The organism is Streptomyces alfalfae, from assembly GCF_004127445.1.
Lineage (GTDB): Bacteria > Actinomycetota > Actinomycetes > Streptomycetales > Streptomycetaceae > Streptomyces > Streptomyces alfalfae.
Window position 1 is genome coordinate 263030 of sequence record NZ_QEXM01000043.1, and the last position, 19981, is coordinate 283010.

Consider the following 19981-nt stretch of genomic DNA (forward strand, 5'->3'; position numbering starts at 1 on the left):
GGTTGCGGGGTGGGTAGGCGCGGCGTGATCGCCCGGACGCACATCCGTCCGGGAAGCACCATCAGCACCACGGAGGTACCCATGTCCTCGAAGCGACGCCGCAAGAAGAAGGCCCGCCGCAAGAACGGCGCGAACCACGGCAGCCGTCCCCAGTCCTGACCGGGGGCGTGCGGCGGCATCGGGAGGGCGGCACCCGATCGGGTGCCGCCCTTCGCCGTGCCCGGCCCGCCACGGGCGTGTCGGACCTGTCGGAGGCGGTGGCGGCGGGGCGGGCAATCATGAAATCGTCTCGCCATGGAGATCCTGGGGACCACGCTGCGTATCTGCGTCGAGGACTTGGAGTCCTCCGTCGCGTTCTACGAACGGCTCGCGGGCGGCACAGCCATGCGCTTCGAGCGCGGTGGCGTCTCCGTCGCCGCCGTCGGCTGCTTCCTGCTGATGAGCGGCCCGAAGGAGGAGCTGGACGTGCTGCGCAAGGTCGCGGCGACCATCGCGGTGCAGGACGTCGAGGAGGCGTACACCGTGCTGACCGCCTCCGGCGCCCGCGTCATCGCGGGGCCCGTCCCCACCCCGGCGGGCCGCAACCTCATCGCGATGCACCCGGACGGCTCCGTCTTCGAGTACGTGGACCGGCGCATGACGACGGCCTGACGCACGGCCCACCGCGGGCCGCCGCCCGGTGGGCGGCGGCCCGCGGTGTCATGCGGCGTCGCTCAGAGCGTCTTGCCGAGGCGGTCGGCGAGCAGGGCGGCGAAGCGGGCGGGGTCGGCGAGGTCGCCGCCCTCGGCGAGCAGGGCGGTGCCGTACAGCAGCTCGGCCGTCTCCTTCAGCTCCGGGTCGTCCGCGCGCTTCTCGTGCGCCGTCCTGAGCGCGCCGACCAGCGGGTGGCCCGGGTTGAGCTCCAGGATGCGCTTGACGGGCGGCAGCTCCTGGCCCATCGCCTTGTACATCTTCTCCAGGGCCGGGGTCAGCCCGTCGTCGTCACTGACCAGGCACGCCGGCGAGCTGGTGAGCCGGGTCGTCAGACGGACGTCCTTGACGTCGTCGAGCGTCTCGTTCAGCCACGTCAGCACCGGCGCGTAGGCCTCGGCCTGCTCGGGTGAGGCCTCCTCGTCGGAGGACAGGTCGACCTCGCCGCGCGCGATGGAACGGAACTCGGTGCCCGCGTGCTCGCGGACGCCCTCGACCCAGATCTCGTCCACCCGGTCGGTGAGCAGCAGGACCTCGTACCCCTTGGCCTTGAACGCCTCCATGTGCGGGGAGTTCTCGATCTGCGCGCGGGTGTCGCCGGTCATGAAGTAGATCTTGTCCTGGCCCTCCGGCATCCGCTCGATGTAGTCGGCCAGGGTGGTCGGCTCCTCGCCGGCCGTGGAGGCGAACGACGCGATGTCGAGGATCGCCTTGTGGTCCTCGGACGGGTCGAGCAGGCCCTCCTTGACGGCGGGGCCGAACTCGCGCCAGAACGTGCGGTACTTGTCGGCGTCCTTGCCCATCAGCTCCTTGATGGACGCGAGGATCTTCTTCGCCAGGCGGCGGCGGATGAGCTGGATGTGCCGGTCCTGCTGGAGGATCTCGCGGGAGATGTTCAGCGACAGGTCGGCGGCGTCCACGACTCCCTTGACGAAGCGGAGGTGGTCGGGCAGCAGCTCGCGGCTGTCGTCCAGGATGAACACGCGCTTGACGTACAGCTGGAGGCCGTGGCGGGCGTCACGCTGGTAGAGGTCGTGCGGGGCCCGCGCCGGCAGGAAGAGCAGGGCCTCGTACTCGAAGGTGCCCTCGGCCCGCATCTGGATGATGTCGAGCGGCTCCGACCAGTCGTGGCTGACGTGCCGGTAGAACTCGTGGTACTCCTCGTCGCTCACCTCCGAACGCGGGCGGGCCCAGAGCGCCTTCATCGAGTTCAGGGTGGAGTCGCCCATCGTGACGGGGAACGAGATGAAGTCCGAGTACCGCTTGACGATCTCCCGGATCTTCGCCGCGTCGGTGTAGTCGTAGAGACCGTCCTCCTGGTCGGCGGGGCGCAGGTGGAGGCGGATGGAGGTGCCCTCGGGCGCGTCCTCGACCGTCTCGACCGTGTACGTGCCGTCGCCGTCCGACTCCCAGCGCACCCCGGTCGTCTCACCGGTCTTGCGGGTCAGCAGGGTGACCTTGTCGGCGACCATGAACACGGAGTAGAAGCCGACGCCGAACTGGCCGATCAGCTCGGCCGACTCCTTGTTCTCCTTGAGCCGGCGCAGCGTCTCCGCCGTGCCGGATCTGGCGATGGTGCCGATCAGGCCCACCACCTCGTCGCGCGACATGCCGATGCCGTTGTCCCGCACGGTCAGCGTGCGCTCCTCGGGGTCGGCCTCGATCTCGATGCGCAGGTCGTCCGCCTTGAGGCTCTCGTCCTGCAGTCCGGCCAGGCGCCGCTTGTCCAGGGCGTCTGAGGCGTTGGAGATGAGCTCGCGCAGGAAGATGTCCTTGTTGGAGTAGATGGAGTGGACCATCAGCTCCAGCAACTGGCGCGCCTCGGCCTGGAACTCCAGCGTCTCGGTGCTCATGACTTCCCTTCTGGGTAGGTTCGGTTGCCAGGCCAATATTTTCAGGGGCGCGGGCCGTGCGCACGCGTCGGGGTCTCACTCGGCCGGCGGCCGCATCCGGAAGTCGTAGCGCTCGGGCACGGGTTCGCCTCCGGTGGCGGCGGTCCACAGCTCGCCCAGGATCTCGGCGCCCTCGCGCAGGTCCGCGACCTCGAAGCCCTCGTCGAAGACGGCGCGCACCGCCGCCAGGTCGCCCTCCGCGTAACAGATCCGGGCGTCGAGGAGCCGGAAGCGGCCCTCTTCCCTGGTCGTGTGGTGCAGCCGCCGCCACACCTCCCTGGCGGCTTCCGGGCGGTCGGCGGCGAGCAGGGCGGTGATGGCCTCCCTGCCGAGGGCGGCCGTCGCCGCCGTCCAGGCGACGCCGTCGTCGCGCCGCTCCTGGCAGAGGTCGTCGAAGGCCTCGGCGTACCGGTCGGCGGCCCGCTCGCCATGGCCCTCCTCCTGGTCGGCGAAGGCGAGGCAGCGCAGCAACGGCCAGCGCGAGGGCGCCAGTTCCAGGCCGCGCTCCCAGCTCCGCACGGCCTGCGCGCGGTCGCCCGCGTGCCACTGGGCGACGCCCAGGTGGTACTCGGTGAGCGGGCGCGCGGGCGCCGTCTCCAGCATGTCGCGCCAGTGCCGCGAGACGAGCGTGGGGCCGGGCGGCGCCACCTTGCGCGGCTCGGGCACGGCCCCGGTGCGCAGCAGTTCGAGCCACGGCGTCTGCTCGGGGCCGAGCGTCGACTCCTCGAAGGGCGTGCCCGGCAGCTTGTGCCCGGCCCGCAGCACCTCGAGAGCGCCCCAGCCGGAACCGGTCGCGAGCCGCTCCCCCGGCTCGGCGTCGGCGTGGGGCAGCCACGCCTCGTACGCGGCGTCGACCGCCTCGCGCGGCAGGGCGTCGGCGAGCCGCGCGGCCACCTCGTCGCGCGCGCCCCGCCAGTCGCCGTGCGCGCGGTCGGGCCGTGCCGCGATCGGCCCGTAGGACTCCAGCCAGCTGAACTCCGCCTCGGCGTCCAGGCGCACGTGTTCCAGCTGGGTCCTCGCGAGGCCCGACTGGATCTCCGCGTAGCCTCCGGCTCCGGGCTCGGTGAGCCACCGCTGCCAGCGCCGGCCGCCCCGCCCCGAGCCCCAGACGAAGAGTTTCCGGCCGCGCGGCAGGTCGGTGGAGGTCTGGACGACGCCGTGCCCGTCCTCGTCGACCGCGGCGATCCAGCGCCGGGCGCCGTCCGGCACGTCGTAGAAGTAGTCGGCGGGGTGCTCACCGCGCTCGGGGTACGTCCGGTCGACGCCCTCGACCTCGGGGACCGGCACCTTCCGCAGCCCGCCCGTGTACGTGAACCGCCACGCCTCGTCGGCCGGGACGAGCACCCTGCGCTCCTCGGGCACCGCGATGTTCGACCACCAGTAGACGGGCGCCGGCTTCTCGTGGGGGTTGCGCACGCGCACCCCGACGTGCAGGAAGTCGGAGTCCTCCGGGAGCCAGAGGTCCACCTGGAAGGGCAGGTCGCGCAGCCGCTCCCACTCCCACAGGCGCAGCATCGGCCCGCCGTCGGGCGCGGTGACCGCGGCCGCGTGGACGGGGGCGCAGGACAGGGTGGTGTGTCCGGTGGCGCCGATGTTCCACTCGACGCCACCGGAGAACCAGGCGCCGTTGAGCGCGAAGCCGGCGGGCTGGAGCACCGGGTTGCGGTAGAGGAGTTCGCGTCCGGTCGGCTTGTGCAGCAGGGAGTGGACCCGGCCGCCGTACCCGGGCAGGACGGTGGCGCGCAGCCGGTCGTTCTCGATGACGAGGGTGTCGAGTTCCGTCTCGGTGCGCTCGCGGCCGTACCCGTCGAGCACGCGTACGGGCAGGATGCTGCGCAGCGGTTCGTGGCCGAGCTGGCGGGCCATGTCGCGCGGCAGGTCCTGCTTGTCGCGCTCGTCGGGCCGGTGCACTTCGCGCAGGGGCCGCAGCGGTGGCAGCGGGTTCTCGGGGCCCAGCGGGGCGGCGGGCAGGGTGAGTACGTCGCGGCGCACGGTGGTCTTCACGATCACCATGGAACACGGTCGCCGGGGCGCCGAGAAGAGGGCCGCCGGGTCAGGTTCGCGCAAAGGGCGCGCACGGCCCGCTCAGGATGCCGTGCGGCCCGCCGTCTTCGCCGTCAGCGCCCAGCGTTCGTGGTCGCGCCAGGCCCCGTCGACGTGGAGGAAGTCCGGCGAGAAGCCCTCGTAGCGGAAGCCCCGGCGGCGCACCAGGGCGAGGGACGCGGCGTTGCCCGGCTGGATGTTGGCCTCGAGGCGGTGCAGGGCGAGCTCCGTGAAGGCGTACGTGATGACGAGCCCGAGCCCCTCGTCCATGAGGCCCCGCCCCGCGGCGTGCGCGAAGGCGCCGTAGCCGAGCGTCCCGCAGCGGAAGCCGCCGAGGACGATGTTGTTGATGTTGATGAACCCGGCGATGGCGCCGCCGTCCCGCTCGCAGAGCAGGAAGCCCTCCCTGGCCGGGTCGTCGATGAGGGCGGTGGCGTAGGCGCGGTAGGCGTCGTCGGTGTGGGGCGGGAAGAGCCAGGGCCGGTGCAGCGCACGGCTCTCCCGCGCGCGTGCCGTGAACTCGGCGGCGTCCGCGAGGCGGAAGTGCCGTATCGCCACGCGCGGTCCGACGGCGAGGTGGCGTGGTGTGTCGGGCAGGGGTGTCTCGGGCATCGGACCACGCTATCCGGGGCCCGCCGTCATCTGCGCCGCCCGATGAAATAGGCGCCGCACAGGGCGCCGAGGAGCCCCGTGGCGAGCAGGGCCGCCCACAGCGGCATGGTCACTTCGGGGACCAGCAGGCGGATCTTGGTGCTGCGCGTGTTCTCGAAGATGAAGACCAGGGTGAGGACGCCGATGAGGGCGACGACGACCCTGCCGGGCGTCACCATGCCGCCGCCGTCCGTCGAGCCGCGCTTGGCAGTCCTTGGGCTCATGGTGGGACCCTTCCGTCGGAGGTGTGCTGCCTCCCCCGGCACCAGCATGGGCGGCCGGTGCCGGTTCGCGCGCGGTGGGGGTCCCTCCGGGCCGCGCCGCTGGGCCATGCGGGTGAACGTCAGTGGCGGACGACGGGCAGGTCGAGGGTGCCGGTGTCGCCGGGGGCGCTGGTCACCGTCACCGGCTTGACGCCCCGGTTCCGGCCGTACGCGCTGTCGCTCGCCGCCACCACCAGGCGCAGCCGGTGGCCCTTGCCGTAGCGGTGGACGATGCCGGGCAGCGAGACGGTGAACGGCTTCGTCACGTCGGGCACCCGCACCGGGGAGACGAGCCGGTGGACGAGCGTGGTGGCGCCGTCGGGCGCGACGTCGTACAGCTTGGCGAAGAGGACCAGCTTGTCGGCCGCGTCGCCGGAGTGCTGCACCCGCTCGGTCCTCGGCGAGGTCACCTTCAGCCGCGCCCGGGGCGTGCCCACCACGTCCACGGCGTCGGCGAAGGGCTCGGTCGTCCAGTCGAGGTAGGTGCCCTTCCGGTCGTACGGGGCGGGGTCGCGCAGGCCGAGCATCCCGGCGAGGGAGGACTCGGAGTGGTTGGTGGGGACCAGCCGGTTGCGGTACTCGCGGCTGCCGCGCGCCACCTTCCCGCGGTTGTCGACGAGCTTGCCGTCGCCGGAGAGGTAGAGCCTGCGGTGGGGTGCGGGGACGGCGTCGGCGGTCGCGTAGGTGTGCCGCGGGTCGTCGACCCAGTCGCGGTAGTAGGCGAAGGACGGGCCGGTGCCGGCGCTCTTGTCGCGGCGCAGATAGCGGTCGAACCAGGCGAGGACGCGCCGGCCGACGTAGGAGGTCTCCAGGTTGCCCGCCTCCATGTTCAGTTCGCCGGAGGCCGGGTCGCTCTCGCCGCCGCTGTGGCCCGCGGACTGCCAGATCATCTTCGCGGTGGCGCCGTGCGCCTTGAGCGTCTTGTACGTCGCTTCTGCCTCGCCGAGGTTGAAGAGGCTGTCGGCCTGGCCCTGCACGAGGAGGGTCGGCGCCTTGACGCGGTCGAGGTAGGAGACCGGGGAGACGCCGCGCGCGTACTCCTGGAGGGCCTTCGTCCGGTCGGCGGGGTAGCGGCCGGAGTTGAGCGTGCGGATGGTCTCGCAGGCCCGGGTGACGAAGTGCAGGCACTTCAGGGAGTTGACGCGGGAGGGGTCGAGGCCCGGCTGGAGCAGCGGCTGGCCCTCGCCGATGAGGAAGAACCCGTTCATCCACTGCCATTTGGCGGCGCCGGGGACGCGGCGGTCGGCCGTGTTGTTCGGGTCGAGGGAGTAGGAGAGGTCGTGCCAGGTGACCATGGGGACGAGGGCGTCGACACGGTGGTCCACGGCCGCCGTCGCGAGCTGGATGGCGCCGCCGTAGGAGCCGCCGATCATGCCGACGCGCGGGTCGCCCGCGCCGTCGGCGGTGACGTAGTCGACCGTGGTGCCGTCGTCGGCGGCGCGTTCGCCGCCGAGGAAGTCGACGAGCCCGGAGGCGGCCCTGCCGTCGATGTCCGGGTCGTCGAGGGAGATCAGGCAGCCGGACTTGCCGAAGCCGAGGCCGGAGTAGACGAGTGAGACGTAGCCGCGCTCGGCGAAGGCCCGGCCCGCCGCGGCGGTCCCGCCGTCGGACTTGCTGCCGCCGAAGCCGTTGGTCGTGAGCACGGCGGGGGCGGGGTGCTCGGCGTCCACCCCGGCGGGCCGGTACAGGTCGGCGTCGACCGTGCAGTTCCGCCCGCCGGCCGGGACGGTGATCCTCAGCGCGGTGACGGTGTACCGGCCCGTGGTGCTCGCCGTGCCCGCCGCGGCCGTGGCCGGAGCGGTGACGGCGAGCGGTGCGGCGAGGGCCGCCGTGACGGCGAGGGCGAGCGGTGCGCGGGTGGGGGCGAGGCGACGGGACAAGGGGACCTCCACGCTGAGGACGGCCGGCGGCGGATGCCGGCGGGACGCCCGCAGGGGCGGAGACCGGCGTCTACTGACCGGTAGGCACCGGTGTGTTCATGCTGTGACACGTGTCAGGCGACGGTCAACGATCGTGACAGCGGTTTCTCCCGGAGGACGCGGCCGCCGGCCCGCCCCCGGGACCGCCGCTAGGCGAGCGCGGGCATCTCCAGGGTCAATGTGCCCGCGTCGGCGTCCAGTTCGGCCACCGCCCCGAACGGCATCGTGAGCGCCCCCGCGCAGTGCCCGAAGCCGAACTCCTCGGCCACCGGGACACCGAGGCCGCCGAGCCGGTCGGCGAGGACGGCGCGCACCTCGGCGTAGGGCCCGCACTCCTGCCAGGAGCCGAGGGCGATGCCCGCGACCCCCGTCAGCCAGTCGGCGCGCAGGAGCTGGGTGAGGATGCGGTCGAGGCGGTACGCCTCCTCGCCTATGTCCTCCAGGAGCAGCAGACCGCCGCGCGCGGAGGGCCGTGCGTCCGGTGTGCCGAGGCCGGCGGCGAGGAGCGACACGCAGCCGCCGAGCGTGACGCCCCTGGCCCGGCCGCCGACCAGTGTGCCCGCGCCCTCCGGGGCCGTGATCACCCGGGCGTCCTCCGGGGTGAACAGGGTCGTGCGCAGGTGGTCCTGGGCCCGCGCGTTCTTCAGGAAGTCCTCGGTGGCGGTCATCGGACCGTGCAGCGTGGCGACGCCGAGCCGCGTGGCGAACGCCTCGTGCAGGGCGGTGATGTCGCTGTAGCCGAGGAACACCTTGGGCGCGGCCCGGCGCATCGCGTCCCAGTCGACGAGGTCGGCCATGCGCTGGACGCCGTACCCGCCCCTGGCGCAGAAGACGGCGGCCACGGACGGGTCGCACCACGCCTGCTCCAGGTCGCGGGCCCGGCTCGCGTCGGCGCCCGCGAGATAGCCGAGGTCCCGGCCGGTGTCGAGGACGTGGGGCATGGCGAACGGGTCCAGGTCCCAGCCGCGCAGGATGTCCAGGCCCGCCTGGAGCCTGGCCTCGGGGACGGGGCCGCTGGGCGCGACGACGGCGACCTTGGCCCCGGGCGCCAGCCGCGGCGGGCGTGCGAGGGGTCTCACTTGTCGAGCTCCAGGGTGGGGACGCGGCCGGCGAGTTCGATGCCGAAGACCTGTGCGTACAGGGACAGTTCGGCCTCCAGAGCGCGGGTCATCGTGTCGGCGCGACGGAAGCCGTGCCCCTCGCCCTCGAAGGCGATGTAGGCGTGCGACAGCCCGCGCCGCTCCGACCTGGCCAGGAACTCCTCGGACTGGGCGGGCGGGCAGACCACGTCGTCGAGGCCCTGGAGGAGCAGGAACGGCGCGGTGATCCGGTCGGCGTTCGCCAGGGGCGAGCGCTCCGCGTACCGTCCGGGGACCTCGGCGAACGGTCCCACCATCGACTCCAGGTAGCGCGATTCGAGGTCGTGGGTGCCTCCGGAGGCGAACGCGGTGAGGTCGAGCACCGGGTAGATGATGGTGCCGCAGGCGTAGACGTCCGTGGTGGCGAGGGAGGCGGCCGTGGTCCAGCCGCCCGCGCTGCCTCCCCTGATCGCGAGCCGGTTCCGGTCGGCGGTGCCCTCGTCGGCCAGGGCGAGGGCGACGGCCGCGCAGTCGTCGACGTCGACGATGCCCCACTGCTCGCGCAGCCGTTCGCGGTAGGCGCGGCCGTAGCCGGTGGAGCCGCCGTAGTTCACCTCGACGACGCCGATGCCGCGCGAGGTGAAGTAGGCGATGGCGAGGTCGAGCACGAGGGGCGAGCGGCTGGTGGGGCCGCCGTGCGCCCACACCACGTAGGGCGGCAGCTCGTCGTCGGGCGCGGTGTGGCCGGGGTGGTGGGGCGGGTAGACGTGCGCGTGGATCTCGCGCCCCGCGGGGCCGAGGAAGGTGCGGATCTGCGGTTCCGGGTAGTACGCGGGGTCCACGGGGTCGCCGTGGGCGGCGCCGACGACGCGGGCGTGGCCGGTGCCGGTGTCCAGCTCCACGACCTCGTAGCCGCTGCGGGGGCTCGCGGCGACGCCGAGCACCCGGGGGCCGTGCGCGGCGACGGTCGCCGCGAACTCCGTCCAGGGGCCCGCGGTGTCGACGACCTCGCCGGTCTCGGGGTCGAGTATGCCGAGGCCGGAGGAGCCCGTGCCGTGCACGACGGCGACGAGGCCGCTGTCGAGCGGCGCGAACCAGTTCAGGCCGATCTGCCAGAGCGGGCCGGCGAACTCCTCGTCGCGCGGGCAGAGCGGCCGTGCGCTCTCCGGGGCGTCCGGGGCGGCGCGGTACAGGTTCCACCAGCCGCTGCGGTCGCCGGCGAACAGCAGTCGCCCGTCCGGCGCCCACTCCACCTGGGCGATGGACTCCTCGGGGCCGCCCGCGAAGGTCCGCGCCCCGCCGAAGGCGCCGTCCGCGCGGACGTCGGCGACGATCAGTTCCGTGCCGTCCCACGGCATCCGCGGGTGGTCCCAGGCGATCCAGGCGACACGGCCGCCGTCGGGCGAGAGCCGGGGTCCGGTGACGAAGCGGTGGCCGCCGTCGGAGAGTTCGCGCACCGCGGCCCGGTCGTCGGCCGCCGAGCCGTCGAGCGGCACCGCGGCGATCACCCGCCGCACGTCGGTGGGCGCCTCCCCGGTGAACTCCTCGCACACGCACCAGACCTCGCCGCGGTCGGCGTGGACCACCGGGTCGGCCCAGCGCAGCCCGCCGCCCACGTCGGAGCGCGGGGTCAGGGGGCGCGGCTCCGCGCCGGGGGTGTCGGGCTCGTACGCGTACAGGCGCTGGTCGGCGAAGTCGACGAAGACGAGCAGCGGCCCCTCGGGCCGGTCGGCTCCGGCCCAGGGGCGTCCGCCGTACTCCACGACGCGGCTGCGCACGTTCCACGGCGCGGGCAGCACGGTGCGCTCCTCGCCGTCGGGCAGGCGCCGCACCAGCGCGCGGCGGCCGGCCTCGGTGGGCCGCGGCTCGGTCCACCACGCCTCGGCGCCGACGTAGCCGACGTACGCCGGGGCGCCGTCGTGGGCGGCCGCCAGCTCGGCGTCGATCGGCGACGGCCATGATCCGTACGCCCGGGTCTGCTTCATGTCCCTCTCGTCCCCCAATGTCATTCCTAGGCCGTACGCAGAAAGCGGTCGAGGACACGGACGCCGAAATGCAGTGCCTCGACCGGCACGCGTTCGTCGACCCCGTGGAAGAGCGCCTGGTAGTCGAAGCCCTCCGGTGTCCTGAGCGGCGAGAAGCCGTAGCCCGTGATGCCGAGGCGGGAGAACTGCTTGGCGTCCGTGCCTCCCGACATGCAGTACGGCACGACGTGCCCCTCGGGCGCGAACTCCTCGACGGCGGCGCGCATGCGCGCGTACGTCGGCGAGTCGACCGGCGCCTGCAGCGCCACCTCGCGGTGGTAGAACTCCCAGTCCACGTCAGGCCCGGTGAGCCGGTCAAGCGTGCTACGGAACTCTTCCTCGCCGCCGGGCAGAAAGCGGCCGTCGACGTAGGCCACGGCCTCCCCGGGGACCACATTGACCTTGTAACCCGACTGCAGCATCGTGGGATTGGCGCTGTTGCGGACCGTGGGCTCGACGAGCGCGGCGGTCGGGCCGAGCTTCTCCAGGAAGTCGTCCACGTCGAAGCCCGGCGCCTCGGGGTCGCCCTGGAGGCCGTAGAGCGCGCCGAGTTCGGCGAGCGCGGCCCGCACGGTCGGGGTGAGCCGCACCGGCCACCGGTGGTCGCCGATGCGGGCGATGGCGGCGGCGAGCCTGCTCACCGCGTTGGCGCGGTTGACCTTGGAGCCGTGGCCGGCCGTGCCGCGCGCGGTCAGCTTGAGCCAGCCCGTGCCGCGCTCGCCGGCGGCGATGGGGTAGAGCTGGTTGCCGCGGCCGTCGTGGAAGGTGAAGGCCCCCGACTCGCTGACGCCCTCCGTGCAGCCCTCGAAGAGCGGGGCGTGCTTGTCGGCGAGGAATCCGGAGCCGTCGTCGGCGCTGGCCTCCTCGTCCGCGGTGAAGGCGACCACGATGTCGCGCCTCGGCCGCACTCCGGCGCGGGCCCAGCGCCGGACGACGGCCAGGATCATCGCGTCCATGTTCTTCATGTCGATCGCGCCGCGGCCCCAGACGACGCCGTCGCGGATCTCCCCGGAGAAGGGGCCCACGCTCCAGTCGGCGGCCTCGGCGGGCACGACGTCGAGGTGGCCGTGGACGAGGAGCGCGTCGGCGCCGGGGTCCGTGCCCTCGACGCGGGCGACGACGTTGGTGCGCCCGGGGCTGCGTTCGAGGAGCGTCGGCGTCAGGCCGGCCTCGGAGAGGCGTTCGGCGGCGTACTCGGCGGCGGGCCGCTCGCGGCAGTCGCCGTCGCCGCGGTTGGTGGTGTCGATCCGGATCAGCTCGGACGTGAACGCCACGACCTCGTCGAGCGCCCGCGCGTCCACCTGGTCATCGCCCCCGGACTCCCGGCCCCGCTCCTCGTCGTGCTCAGCCATACTGCTCCTCCACGGCGGCAGAGGCGATCGTCGTAACCGCCTTGAAGGTACGGATTCCCTCGTACATCGTCTCGCTGTCGTAGGCGACCTTGCGCTCCCCCGTCCGGCGCACACCGGGGACGACGGTCGACGCCATCGAGAGGTGCTCGGCGTCGAACTCGACCTCGACGGTGAACGGGCCCGCCGCCACCGGCTCCCGGCGGTTGGCGAGCGCGACGGCCTCCTTGGCGGCGGCGCGGATGTCGGCGGCGGTGCGGGCGGGGGTGCGGCAGACGGCCGCGTAGCGCGAGACGTGGTCCTTGACGGCGACCTTCAGCGCGCCGGGCGCGTAGCCGAGGGCGTCCTCGCAGGTCAGGTCGTCGCCGGTGACGAGCACCACGGGGACACCGAACTCGGCGACGACGTGCGAGTTCAGCAGCCCCTCGCTGGCGCGGACGCCGTTGACCCAGACACCGGTGATCTGGTTGGCGAGGTAGGTGTGGGCGAGCACGCCCTCCATGCCCGCGCCCGCGTGGTAGCCGACGAACGCGATGCCGTCCACGTCGCCGTGCTGGACGCCCTCGACCATGGACAGCGACTTGTGCCGTCCGGTGAGCATCTCGGCCCGCTCGTCCAGCTGCTCCAGCAGGAGGTTGCGCATGGTCCAGTGGGCTTCGTTGACGAGCACCTCGTCGGCCCCGCCGTCGAAGAAGCCGAGCACGGCCGCGTTCACGTCCGAGGTGAACATCGACCTGCACCGTTCCCACTGGGCGGTGCCCGGCAGCACGTCGGCCGGCCAGGTCACTCCGGTGGCGCCCTCCATGTCGGCGCTGATGAGGATCTTCATGCTGCGTCACGTTACGCGTGGGGGCGGCCGCCCTTCCAGCCCGAGACGGTGTTCGCGGCCGTGTCGAAGCTCAGGGTCCGGTAGACCGCCACGGCGCCCGCGAGTTCCGCGCAGGCCCGGGCCGCCGCCGTCACGCGCCGGGTGTAGGAGGGGTCGGTGGCGTCGAGCAGTATCCCGAGCGTCGTGCCGCTGTGGCCCACGGCGACGCCGAGGCCGCCGACCTCGCGGCAGATGGCCCGCATGGGGTCGAGGGCGTGCTTGTGGCGCAGGGTCTGGTTCATCAGGGCGCTGCGCGTGGCGATCCTGCCGACCTCGGCGAGGTCCCTGGCGCGCACCGCGTCGGTGAGCCTGCCGAGCAGGTCGACGTAGGTGCGCCGGTCGGCGGCGGTGAACGGCTTGGGGATGCGGTTGAAGTCCACGGTGTCGACGGCGCCGCCCTCGTCGACGCCGACCACGGCCATGGCGGGCAGCGAGCCGAGGACCGAGCGGAGCCGGACGCTGCGGTGGTGGAAGGCGACGATCGCGGGGTAGAGCACGCCGTCGGTGGGCTCGATGCGGGCCAGGAGCCGTTCGATGCGGGCGGGCGGCATCGCGACGTCCAGGGCCCTGCCGACCGCGCGCGCGGTCGCCACCAGGTCGGCGGAGGAGCTGGCGAGGCCCTTGCCCTCGGGGATCACGCTGCTGACGGTGAGCACCCCGCCGCGGGCGGGCCCGCGGGGCGCCGACGCGGCGATCATCCGCGCGAGGCGCAGCGCCTTGGTCTTGCGCGGCGGCCACACCTCGATGGCGCCGGACGCGGAGCCCTCGCGGAAGGTGGCCATCGTCCAGCGGGCGACCGGCAGCGTCACGAGGAAGTCCCCGTCCGCTTCCGGGAGCACGCCCTGGAGCAGCTCGCCGAAGGTGCCGAAGGCGGTGCCCGTCCCCGTCCTCGCGGACGGCTCCCGACGGTGCGGGCGGGGCAGGACCGCGGCCTGATGGGACAGCTTCACACGACTCCTCTCGACTGCGCGGGGCGTACGGCTCGCCGCCCCGCGGGGGCCAGTGTGCCGACCTTACCCGGTCTTGACAATCATTTTCATCTAGTGTGATGCTCACGGCCTCTTCCGCTCCCAGTCCTGTCCCAGTCCCACCCGGGGGGTCCCAGCCATGCACGCGCACATCGCAGAAGCGGTGAAGAAACCCGACCTGATATCCCTCGAACCCGGCCTGGCCTGCCTGCGGTTCGAGACCATGAAGGTCTACTCGGCCCTCGGCGCCGTCCGGCACCTGCTCGACACCGGGGCGGTGCGGCCCGGCGACACGCTCATCGACAGCTCCAGCGGCATCTACGCCCAGGCCCTGGCGCTCGCCTGCCACCGCTACGGCATGAAGTGCCACATCGTGGGCTCCACGACCGTGGACCGCTCGACCCGCGTCCAGCTGGAGATACTCGGCGCCACCCTGGAACAGGTCGCCCCCTCCACGGACCTGCGGCTCGACCAGGAGGCGCGGGTGCGGCGCATCGCCGAGATCCTGGCCGCCAACCCCTCGTACCACTGGATGCGGCAGTACCACGACGCCATCCACTACCGCGGCTACCGCGAGGTGGCCGAGTCGATCTGCCGGGAGATCCCCGCAGGCCCCCTCGCACTGGTCGGCGGCGTCGGCTCCGGGGCCTCCACCGGCGGCATCGTGAGCTATCTGCGGGAGTCGGGGCGGGATGTGACGCTGGTCGGCGTGCAGCCCTTCGGCAGCGTCACCTTCGGGTCCGAGCACGTCGCCGACCCGGACATGATCATCGCGGGGATCGGCAGCGCCATCGCCTTCGACAACGTCCGGCACAAGCTGTACGACCGCGTGCACTGGGTGAACTTCGACTGCGCGGTCTCCGGCGCGGTCGCCCTGCTGCGCTCCAGCGGCATCTTCGCGGGGCTCTCGGCGGGCGCCGCCTACCTCGGCGCGCTCTGGGAGCGGCGCAGGGACGACTCGCCCACCTACGTCTTCATCGCCGCCGACACCGGCCACCGCTACGTCGACAGCGCCTACGCCCGGCACGAACAGGCCCCGGACATCGACACGTTGAAGCCGCACGAGATCACCTCGCTCGACGAGCTGCGCCTTCCGTGGTCCACCGCCGACTGGCCCGCCGTCGCGCCTTGAGGCCACCCCTTGAGGCCCCGCTTGCGGCCGCCTTGAGGCCCCCCCTTTTTTTCCGGCCATCCCTTTTCCGGCCATCCCCTCAGAGAGAACACACATGTCACACCCCGCTCCCCAGACCGTCGCCGAGCTCACCGAGGCCGTCCTCGCCGGCGCCCACGGGCCCGATCCGGCCGAGCTGACCGTCACCAGCGCGTTCTGGCTGTACAACACCACCCGCCTCGCGGGCGGCGATGTCACCTACCACAACCACTACCTGCTGTTCCGCGTCGGCGACGCCTTCGGGGCCTGCTCCTTCGAGGCCGGTGAACTCGGCCCGGAGTTCTGCGAGAACGCCTCCGGGCAGCCCCTGGCCAAGCTGCTGCGCCACGAGTCGGCGCCCGTGCGCACGGCCGCGCTCGACGCCTATCTGGCCCGCGTGCGCCCGCACCGCGACGCCCCCGACGCCGAGCGCGTCATGCTGCCGACCGGCACGCCCGAGGTGCGCGCCGAGGCCCGTGACGCCGCCGTCGCCGGGCTGCTCGACATCGCACCCGGCGCCAAGGTCGCCCTCATCGGCGTCGTCAACCCGCTGGTCGCGGCGATACGCGAGCGGGGCGGCGTCTGTCTGCCCTGCGACCTCAACCTCCGCGCCACCGCCTGGGGCGACCCGGTCACCGACGACATGACCGAGGTCCTCGCCGCGGCCGACGCCGTGGTCGCCACCGGCATGACGCTCAGCAACGGCACCTTCGACCTGATCCTGCGGCACTGCGTCGAGCACGGCACGCCGCTGACCGTCTACGCCCAGAGCGGCAGCGCCGTCGCCCGCGCCTTCGTCGGCTCCGGCGTGACCGCGCTGAACGCCGAGCCGTTCACCTTCTCCCAGTTCAGCGCGGACGCCACGCCGATGTACCGCTACCGCGCCGCGATCGAGGACGGAGCCGCGGCGTGAGCGTCGAAGCCGTGCGGAACCCGGCGCCGGGCGACGCCGAGGAACCGGTCCCCGGCGACCTGCGGATGGCCCGCGCCCTGTGGCCCGTGCTGCTCGCCTCCGCCGTGGGCCTGCTGCCGTTCACCGTGTTCAGCACCTACCTCGTGCCCATCGCCGACGACGCGGGCAGCAGCGTCGCCGCGATGGGCGGCCTGCGCGGACTCGGCGGCCTGGCCGCCCTGCTCGTCGGCACCGCCCTGGCCCCGTTCATCGACCGCGTCCCCAAGGAGTGGGCGGCGGCCGGCGCGCTCGTCGCGCTCGGCGTCTCTGCCGGGCTCGGCGCCGCCGGGGGCTTCGCCCTGTTCGCCGTGTTCTGCCTCCTCGTCGGCGCGAGCACCGCCGTGCTGAACCCGGCGCTCACCGCCGCCGCGGCCGACCGCTTCGGCTCCGGCAAGGCGGCCGGGCGCGCGGCCACCCTGGTGACCGCGACGACGTCCATGACCGCCATGCTCGCGGCGCCGGTCATCGCGCTGCCCGCGCTGTTCTGGGGCTGGCAGGGCGACCTGCTCGCCGTGACGGCGCTGTCGCTGCTGCTGGCCGCGGTGTTCGTGGCCCGGCGCGGCAAGCGGCAGGAGACGGGGACGCCGCCCGGCGCGCCGCGCGTCGGCTACCTCGCCTCGTTCAGGGCGCTGGCGGCGGTGCGCGGCGTGCTGCCGCTGCTCCTCGTCGGCTTCCTGCGCACGGCCGTCTTCATGGGCTACCTGGCGTATCTGGCGGCCTTTTACGAGGAGCGGTTCGACCTCGACGCCGGGCTCTTCACCCTCGTCTGGACGCTCAGCGGCGCCTCGTTCTTCGTCAGCAACCTGCTCACCGGGCGCGTCACCAACTCCGCCGCCCCGCGCGTCACCACCGAGCGCCTGCTCGCCATCGGCCTGGTGGCGGCCCTGGTCTCCGTCGTGGGCTTCTACTTCACGCACTGGCTGCCGCTCGCCCTCGCCATGACCGCGCTGCACGCGGCGAGCCACGCGATCGTCGCCGCCTGCGTGGTCAGCCTCCTCGTACGGCGCTGCGGCACGGCGCTGCGCGGCTCCGCGCTGAGCCTGAACGCCGCGGGCCAGAGCCTCGGCGTCTTCGCCGGCGCGGCGCTCGGCGGCGCGGGCCTCGGCCTCGCCGGCTATCCCGGCACCGCCGTCGTGTTCGGCGCCCTGGTCGTCGCGGCGCTCGGCGCGGCCGTGCTGGTGCCGCGCGGGCGCGGGGGCGACGACGTGACACAGGCGGAGAGCACGTGAGCGCCGTCGCGGAGGCCCTTCCCGCGAAGCCGAGGACCGCGCTGCGGGAACGGCTCGCCTCGCCGAAGGTGCTCGTGCTGACCTGCGTCGCCCTCTTCCTGGTCCTCGTCGCGTCCGTCGTGGTCGCCATCGGCCTCGGCGCGGCCCTGGTGACGCCCGCGGAGACCGCCCGCTATCTGTGGGTGGCGCTCAGCGGCGGCTCCATCGCCGCCGACGAGATCACCACGTACCAGATCATCTGGCAGATCCGGACGCCGCGCGTGCTGCTCGCCGCGCTGGTGGGGGCCGGTCTCAGCGCGGTCGGCGTCGCCATCCAGGCGATGGTGCGCAACGCCCTGGCCGACCCCTTCGTCCTCGGCGTCTCCTCGGGCGCCTCGGTGGGCGCCGTCGGCGTGACGGTGACCGGGGGCCTGGCCGCGCTCGGCGTCTACGCCGTGTCCGCCGGGGCGTTCATCGGCGCGCTCGTCGCCTCGTTCCTCGTGTACGCGGCCTCGTCGAGCCGGGGCGCGCTCTCGCCGCTGCGGCTCGTCCTGACGGGTGTGGCCATGTCGCTCGGTTTCCAGGCCCTGATGAGCGTCATCATCTACTTCGCGCCGGACAGCGAGGCCACCGGGATGGTCCTGTACTGGACCATGGGCAGCTTCGGCGCCGCCAGTTGGGGCGCGCTACCCGTCGTCGCCGCCGTGGTCCTGCTCGGCCTCGCCGTCCTCCACCGGTACGGACGCGCCCTCGACGTCCTCGCGCTCGGCGACGAGACCGCGGCGAGCCTCGGGGTGAGCGCCGACCGGCACCGCAGGTCCCTGCTCGTGGTCGTCTCGCTGATCACCGGCGTGATGGTGGCGGTCAGCGGGGCGATCAGTTTCGTGGGGCTCGTCATGCCGCACCTGGTGCGCATGGTCGTCGGCGCGGGCCACGCCCGGGTCCTCGCGGTCGCCCCGCTGGTCGGCGCGGTCTTCATGGTCTGGGTCGACCTGCTCTCCCGGACGGTGGTCGCCCCGCGCGAGCTGCCGCTCGGGGTCATCACCGCGCTCGTCGGGGTACCGGTGTTCATCACGCTGATGCGCCGCAAGGGCCATGTCTTCGGAGGGCGCTGAGATGGACCTGCGCATCGACGGGCTCGGCGTCACCATCGACGGCAGGAGCCTGGTCCACGACCTGTCGCTCGACGTGGCCGACGGCGAGGTCGTCGGCCTGGTCGGCCCGAACGGCAGCGGCAAGTCGACGGCCCTGCGCTGCGTCTACCGCGCCCTGCGCCCGGCGGCCGGCGCCGTCCGCGTCGGCGGCGACGACATCACCCGTCTGCCGATGCGCCGCAGCGCGCAACTCCTCGCCGCCATGACCCAGGACGGCGCCGTCGACCTCGACTTCACCGTGGAGGAGGTCGTGGCGCTCGGCCGGGCGCCCCACCAGCGGGGCAACCAGGCGCTGACCGGACGCGAGCGGGAGTTGTGCGCGGCGGCGATGGAACGGCTCAACCTCACCCACCTGGCCCGGCGCGGCATCCTCACCCTCTCCGGCGGGGAGCGCCAGCGCGTGCTGCTGGCCCGCGCCCTCGTCCAGGAACCGCGCGTCCTCGTGCTCGACGAGCCGACCAACCACCTCGACATCCGCCACCAGGTGGAGATCCTCTCCCATCTGCGCGGCGCGGGCCCGACCGTCCTCGTCGTCCTGCACGACCTGAACCTCGCGGCGGCCGCCTGCGACCGCCTCGGCGTGCTCCACCAGGGGCGTCTGGTGGCCTCCGGGACCCCCAAGGACGTCCTGACCGAAGCGCTGGTCGCGGACGTCTTCGGCGTACGGGCGACCGTCGTGCCGCACCCCCTGACCGGCGACCCGCAGCTCCTGTACGCCCTCCACTCCTGAACCACCGACCCGCACCACCTGCGAAAGGCACCGAACTCCCCATGTCCCACACCCGAACCATCGCCCTGGGGTCCGCGCTCGCGGCCACGCTGCTCATGAGCGGCTGCGGCGCCGAGGTCGAATCGGGCGGCGACGCCAAGGCCGCCGAGAAGGTCACCGTCAAGAGATGCGGCGAGCCCGTCTCCTACCGCGTGCCGGAGCGTGCCGTGGCCTACGAGGGGGGCAGCGCCGACAAGCTGTTCAGCCTCGGCCTGACCAAGCACGTGGCGGGTTACGTGATGCCGCCCGCCAACCCGCCGGTGAGCGAGTCGCCCTGGGCGTCGGAGTACGCCAAGGTGAAGATGCTCAGCGACGACCTGCTCAACAAGGAACTCGTCGTCGAGGCCAAGTCCGACTTCGTCGTGGCCGGATGGAACTCCGGCTTCAGCGACCAGCGCGGCATCACCCCGAAGATCCTGGACAAGCTCGGCATCCAGAGCTTCATGCACACCGAGAGCTGCTTCAACTACCCGAAGTACCCGCAGAAGGTCACGCCGTTCGACGCGCTGTACAGCGACCTGGAGCGGCTCGGCAAGATCTTCCGGGTCGAGAAGAAGGCCGAGCGGGTGGTCGACGGTCTGAAGAAGCGCGTGGCGGCCGTCGAGGAGAAGGCGCCCGCGGGCGGTGACCCGGCGCCGGTCTTCCTCTACGACTCCGGCACCGACCAGCCGTTCACCGCGGGCAGCCAGGTGCCGCCCAACGACATCATCAAGGCGGCGGGCGGCAGGAACATCTTCGACGGGCTCGACGAGCGCTGGACCCAGGTCAACTGGGAGGCCGTCACCAAGGCCGAGCCCGAGGTCGTCATCATCTTCGACTACGGCGACCAGCCCGCGAAGAAGAAGATCGAGTTCCTGAAGAAGTCCCCGCACACCAAGGAGCTGCCGGCCGTGCGGAAGAACAACTTCTTCGTGCTCGACTACAACGAGGGCATCAGCGGGCCCCGCAACATCGACGGCCTGGAGAAGTTCGGGAAGTACCTGCGGGAGCTGAAGCGCTGAC

General features: G+C 73.0%; 18 protein-coding genes. 8 read left to right on the forward strand and 10 right to left on the reverse strand.

Translation table 11 applies throughout. The features are described 5' to 3' along the window. Positions 1–81 precede the first annotated feature (81 nt). Complete coding sequence (locus DCW30_RS38285) at positions 82–159, forward strand: 50S ribosomal protein bL37 (protein WP_370443954.1); 78 nt, start codon at positions 82–84, stop codon at positions 157–159. A gap of 135 nt (positions 160–294) precedes the next feature. Next, positions 295–651, forward strand: coding sequence for a VOC family protein (locus DCW30_RS24135; RefSeq protein WP_076683436.1), 357 nt, complete (start codon positions 295–297; stop codon positions 649–651). A gap of 62 nt (positions 652–713) precedes the next feature. Here DCW30_RS24135 and htpG read toward each other — a convergent pair whose 3' ends face one another. The 10 genes from htpG to DCW30_RS24185 all read right to left on the reverse strand — a co-directional run bounded on the left by htpG (position 714) and on the right by DCW30_RS24185 (position 13722). Then, the gene (gene htpG, locus DCW30_RS24140; RefSeq protein ID WP_076683438.1) at positions 714–2543 is read right to left on the reverse strand and encodes a molecular chaperone HtpG; all 1830 of its coding nucleotides are present in this window, start codon (positions 2541–2543) and stop codon (positions 714–716) included. A 75-nt stretch (positions 2544–2618) separates the two neighbouring features. Then, positions 2619–4595, reverse strand: a complete 1977-nt coding sequence (locus tag DCW30_RS24145; protein ID WP_076683440.1) for a DUF5107 domain-containing protein — start codon at positions 4593–4595, stop codon at positions 2619–2621. Positions 4596–4667: 72 nt separating this feature from the next. After that, entirely contained in the window at positions 4668–5237 is a 570-nt protein-coding gene (locus DCW30_RS24150; RefSeq protein WP_076683442.1) for a GNAT family N-acetyltransferase, read from the reverse strand. A 26-nt stretch (positions 5238–5263) separates the two neighbouring features. After that, positions 5264–5500, reverse strand: coding sequence for a hypothetical protein (locus DCW30_RS24155; protein ID WP_062780419.1), 237 nt, complete (start codon positions 5498–5500; stop codon positions 5264–5266). Between the two features lie 119 nt (positions 5501–5619). Beyond that, entirely contained in the window at positions 5620–7419 is a 1800-nt protein-coding gene (locus tag DCW30_RS24160; protein ID WP_076683444.1) for a CocE/NonD family hydrolase, read from the reverse strand. Positions 7420–7607: 188 nt separating this feature from the next. Then, positions 7608–8537 carry a S66 peptidase family protein gene (locus DCW30_RS24165; protein ID WP_076683446.1) on the reverse strand — a complete coding sequence of 310 codons (930 nt, stop codon included), beginning with the start codon at positions 8535–8537 and terminating at the stop codon, positions 7608–7610. Further along, complete coding sequence (locus tag DCW30_RS24170; protein WP_076683447.1) at positions 8534–10522, reverse strand: dipeptidyl-peptidase 5; 1989 nt, start codon at positions 10520–10522, stop codon at positions 8534–8536. Before DCW30_RS24170 ends, DCW30_RS24165 begins: the two co-directional genes overlap by 4 nt. Before the next feature lie 26 nt (positions 10523–10548). After that, a complete protein-coding gene (locus DCW30_RS24175) occupies positions 10549–11913 on the reverse strand; it encodes a M20/M25/M40 family metallo-hydrolase (protein ID WP_076683449.1) in 1365 nt (454 codons plus the stop codon). Next, positions 11906–12739: a M55 family metallopeptidase gene (locus tag DCW30_RS24180; RefSeq protein ID WP_076683451.1), complete on the reverse strand. Its 834-nt coding sequence runs from the start codon at positions 12737–12739 to the stop codon at positions 11906–11908. Before DCW30_RS24180 ends, DCW30_RS24175 begins: the two co-directional genes overlap by 8 nt. A gap of 11 nt (positions 12740–12750) precedes the next feature. Then, on the reverse strand, positions 12751–13722 hold the full coding sequence (locus DCW30_RS24185; RefSeq protein ID WP_237283528.1) for a GHMP family kinase ATP-binding protein: 972 nt from the start codon (positions 13720–13722) through the stop codon (positions 12751–12753). Positions 13723–13885: 163 nt separating this feature from the next. Between DCW30_RS24185 and DCW30_RS24190 the strand changes: the two genes are divergently transcribed. The 6 genes from DCW30_RS24190 to DCW30_RS24215 all read left to right on the forward strand — a co-directional run bounded on the left by DCW30_RS24190 (position 13886) and on the right by DCW30_RS24215 (position 19980). Beyond that, positions 13886–14878: a pyridoxal-phosphate dependent enzyme gene (locus tag DCW30_RS24190; protein WP_076683453.1), complete on the forward strand. Its 993-nt coding sequence runs from the start codon at positions 13886–13888 to the stop codon at positions 14876–14878. A 94-nt stretch (positions 14879–14972) separates the two neighbouring features. Next, positions 14973–15809: a Rossmann-like domain-containing protein gene (locus DCW30_RS24195; RefSeq protein WP_076683455.1), complete on the forward strand. Its 837-nt coding sequence runs from the start codon at positions 14973–14975 to the stop codon at positions 15807–15809. After that, complete coding sequence (locus tag DCW30_RS24200) at positions 15806–17077, forward strand: MFS transporter (protein ID WP_079249919.1); 1272 nt, start codon at positions 15806–15808, stop codon at positions 17075–17077. Before DCW30_RS24195 ends, DCW30_RS24200 begins: the two co-directional genes overlap by 4 nt. Positions 17078–17118: 41 nt before the next feature. Next, positions 17119–18171, forward strand: coding sequence for a FecCD family ABC transporter permease (locus DCW30_RS24205; RefSeq protein ID WP_373569004.1), 1053 nt, complete (start codon positions 17119–17121; stop codon positions 18169–18171). A 1-nt stretch (position 18172) separates the two neighbouring features. After that, entirely contained in the window at positions 18173–18940 is a 768-nt protein-coding gene (locus tag DCW30_RS24210; RefSeq protein WP_076683457.1) for an ABC transporter ATP-binding protein, read from the forward strand. 41 nt (positions 18941–18981) lie between these two features. After that, a complete protein-coding gene (locus DCW30_RS24215; RefSeq protein WP_076683459.1) occupies positions 18982–19980 on the forward strand; it encodes an ABC transporter substrate-binding protein in 999 nt (332 codons plus the stop codon). Position 19981 lies beyond the last annotated feature (1 nt).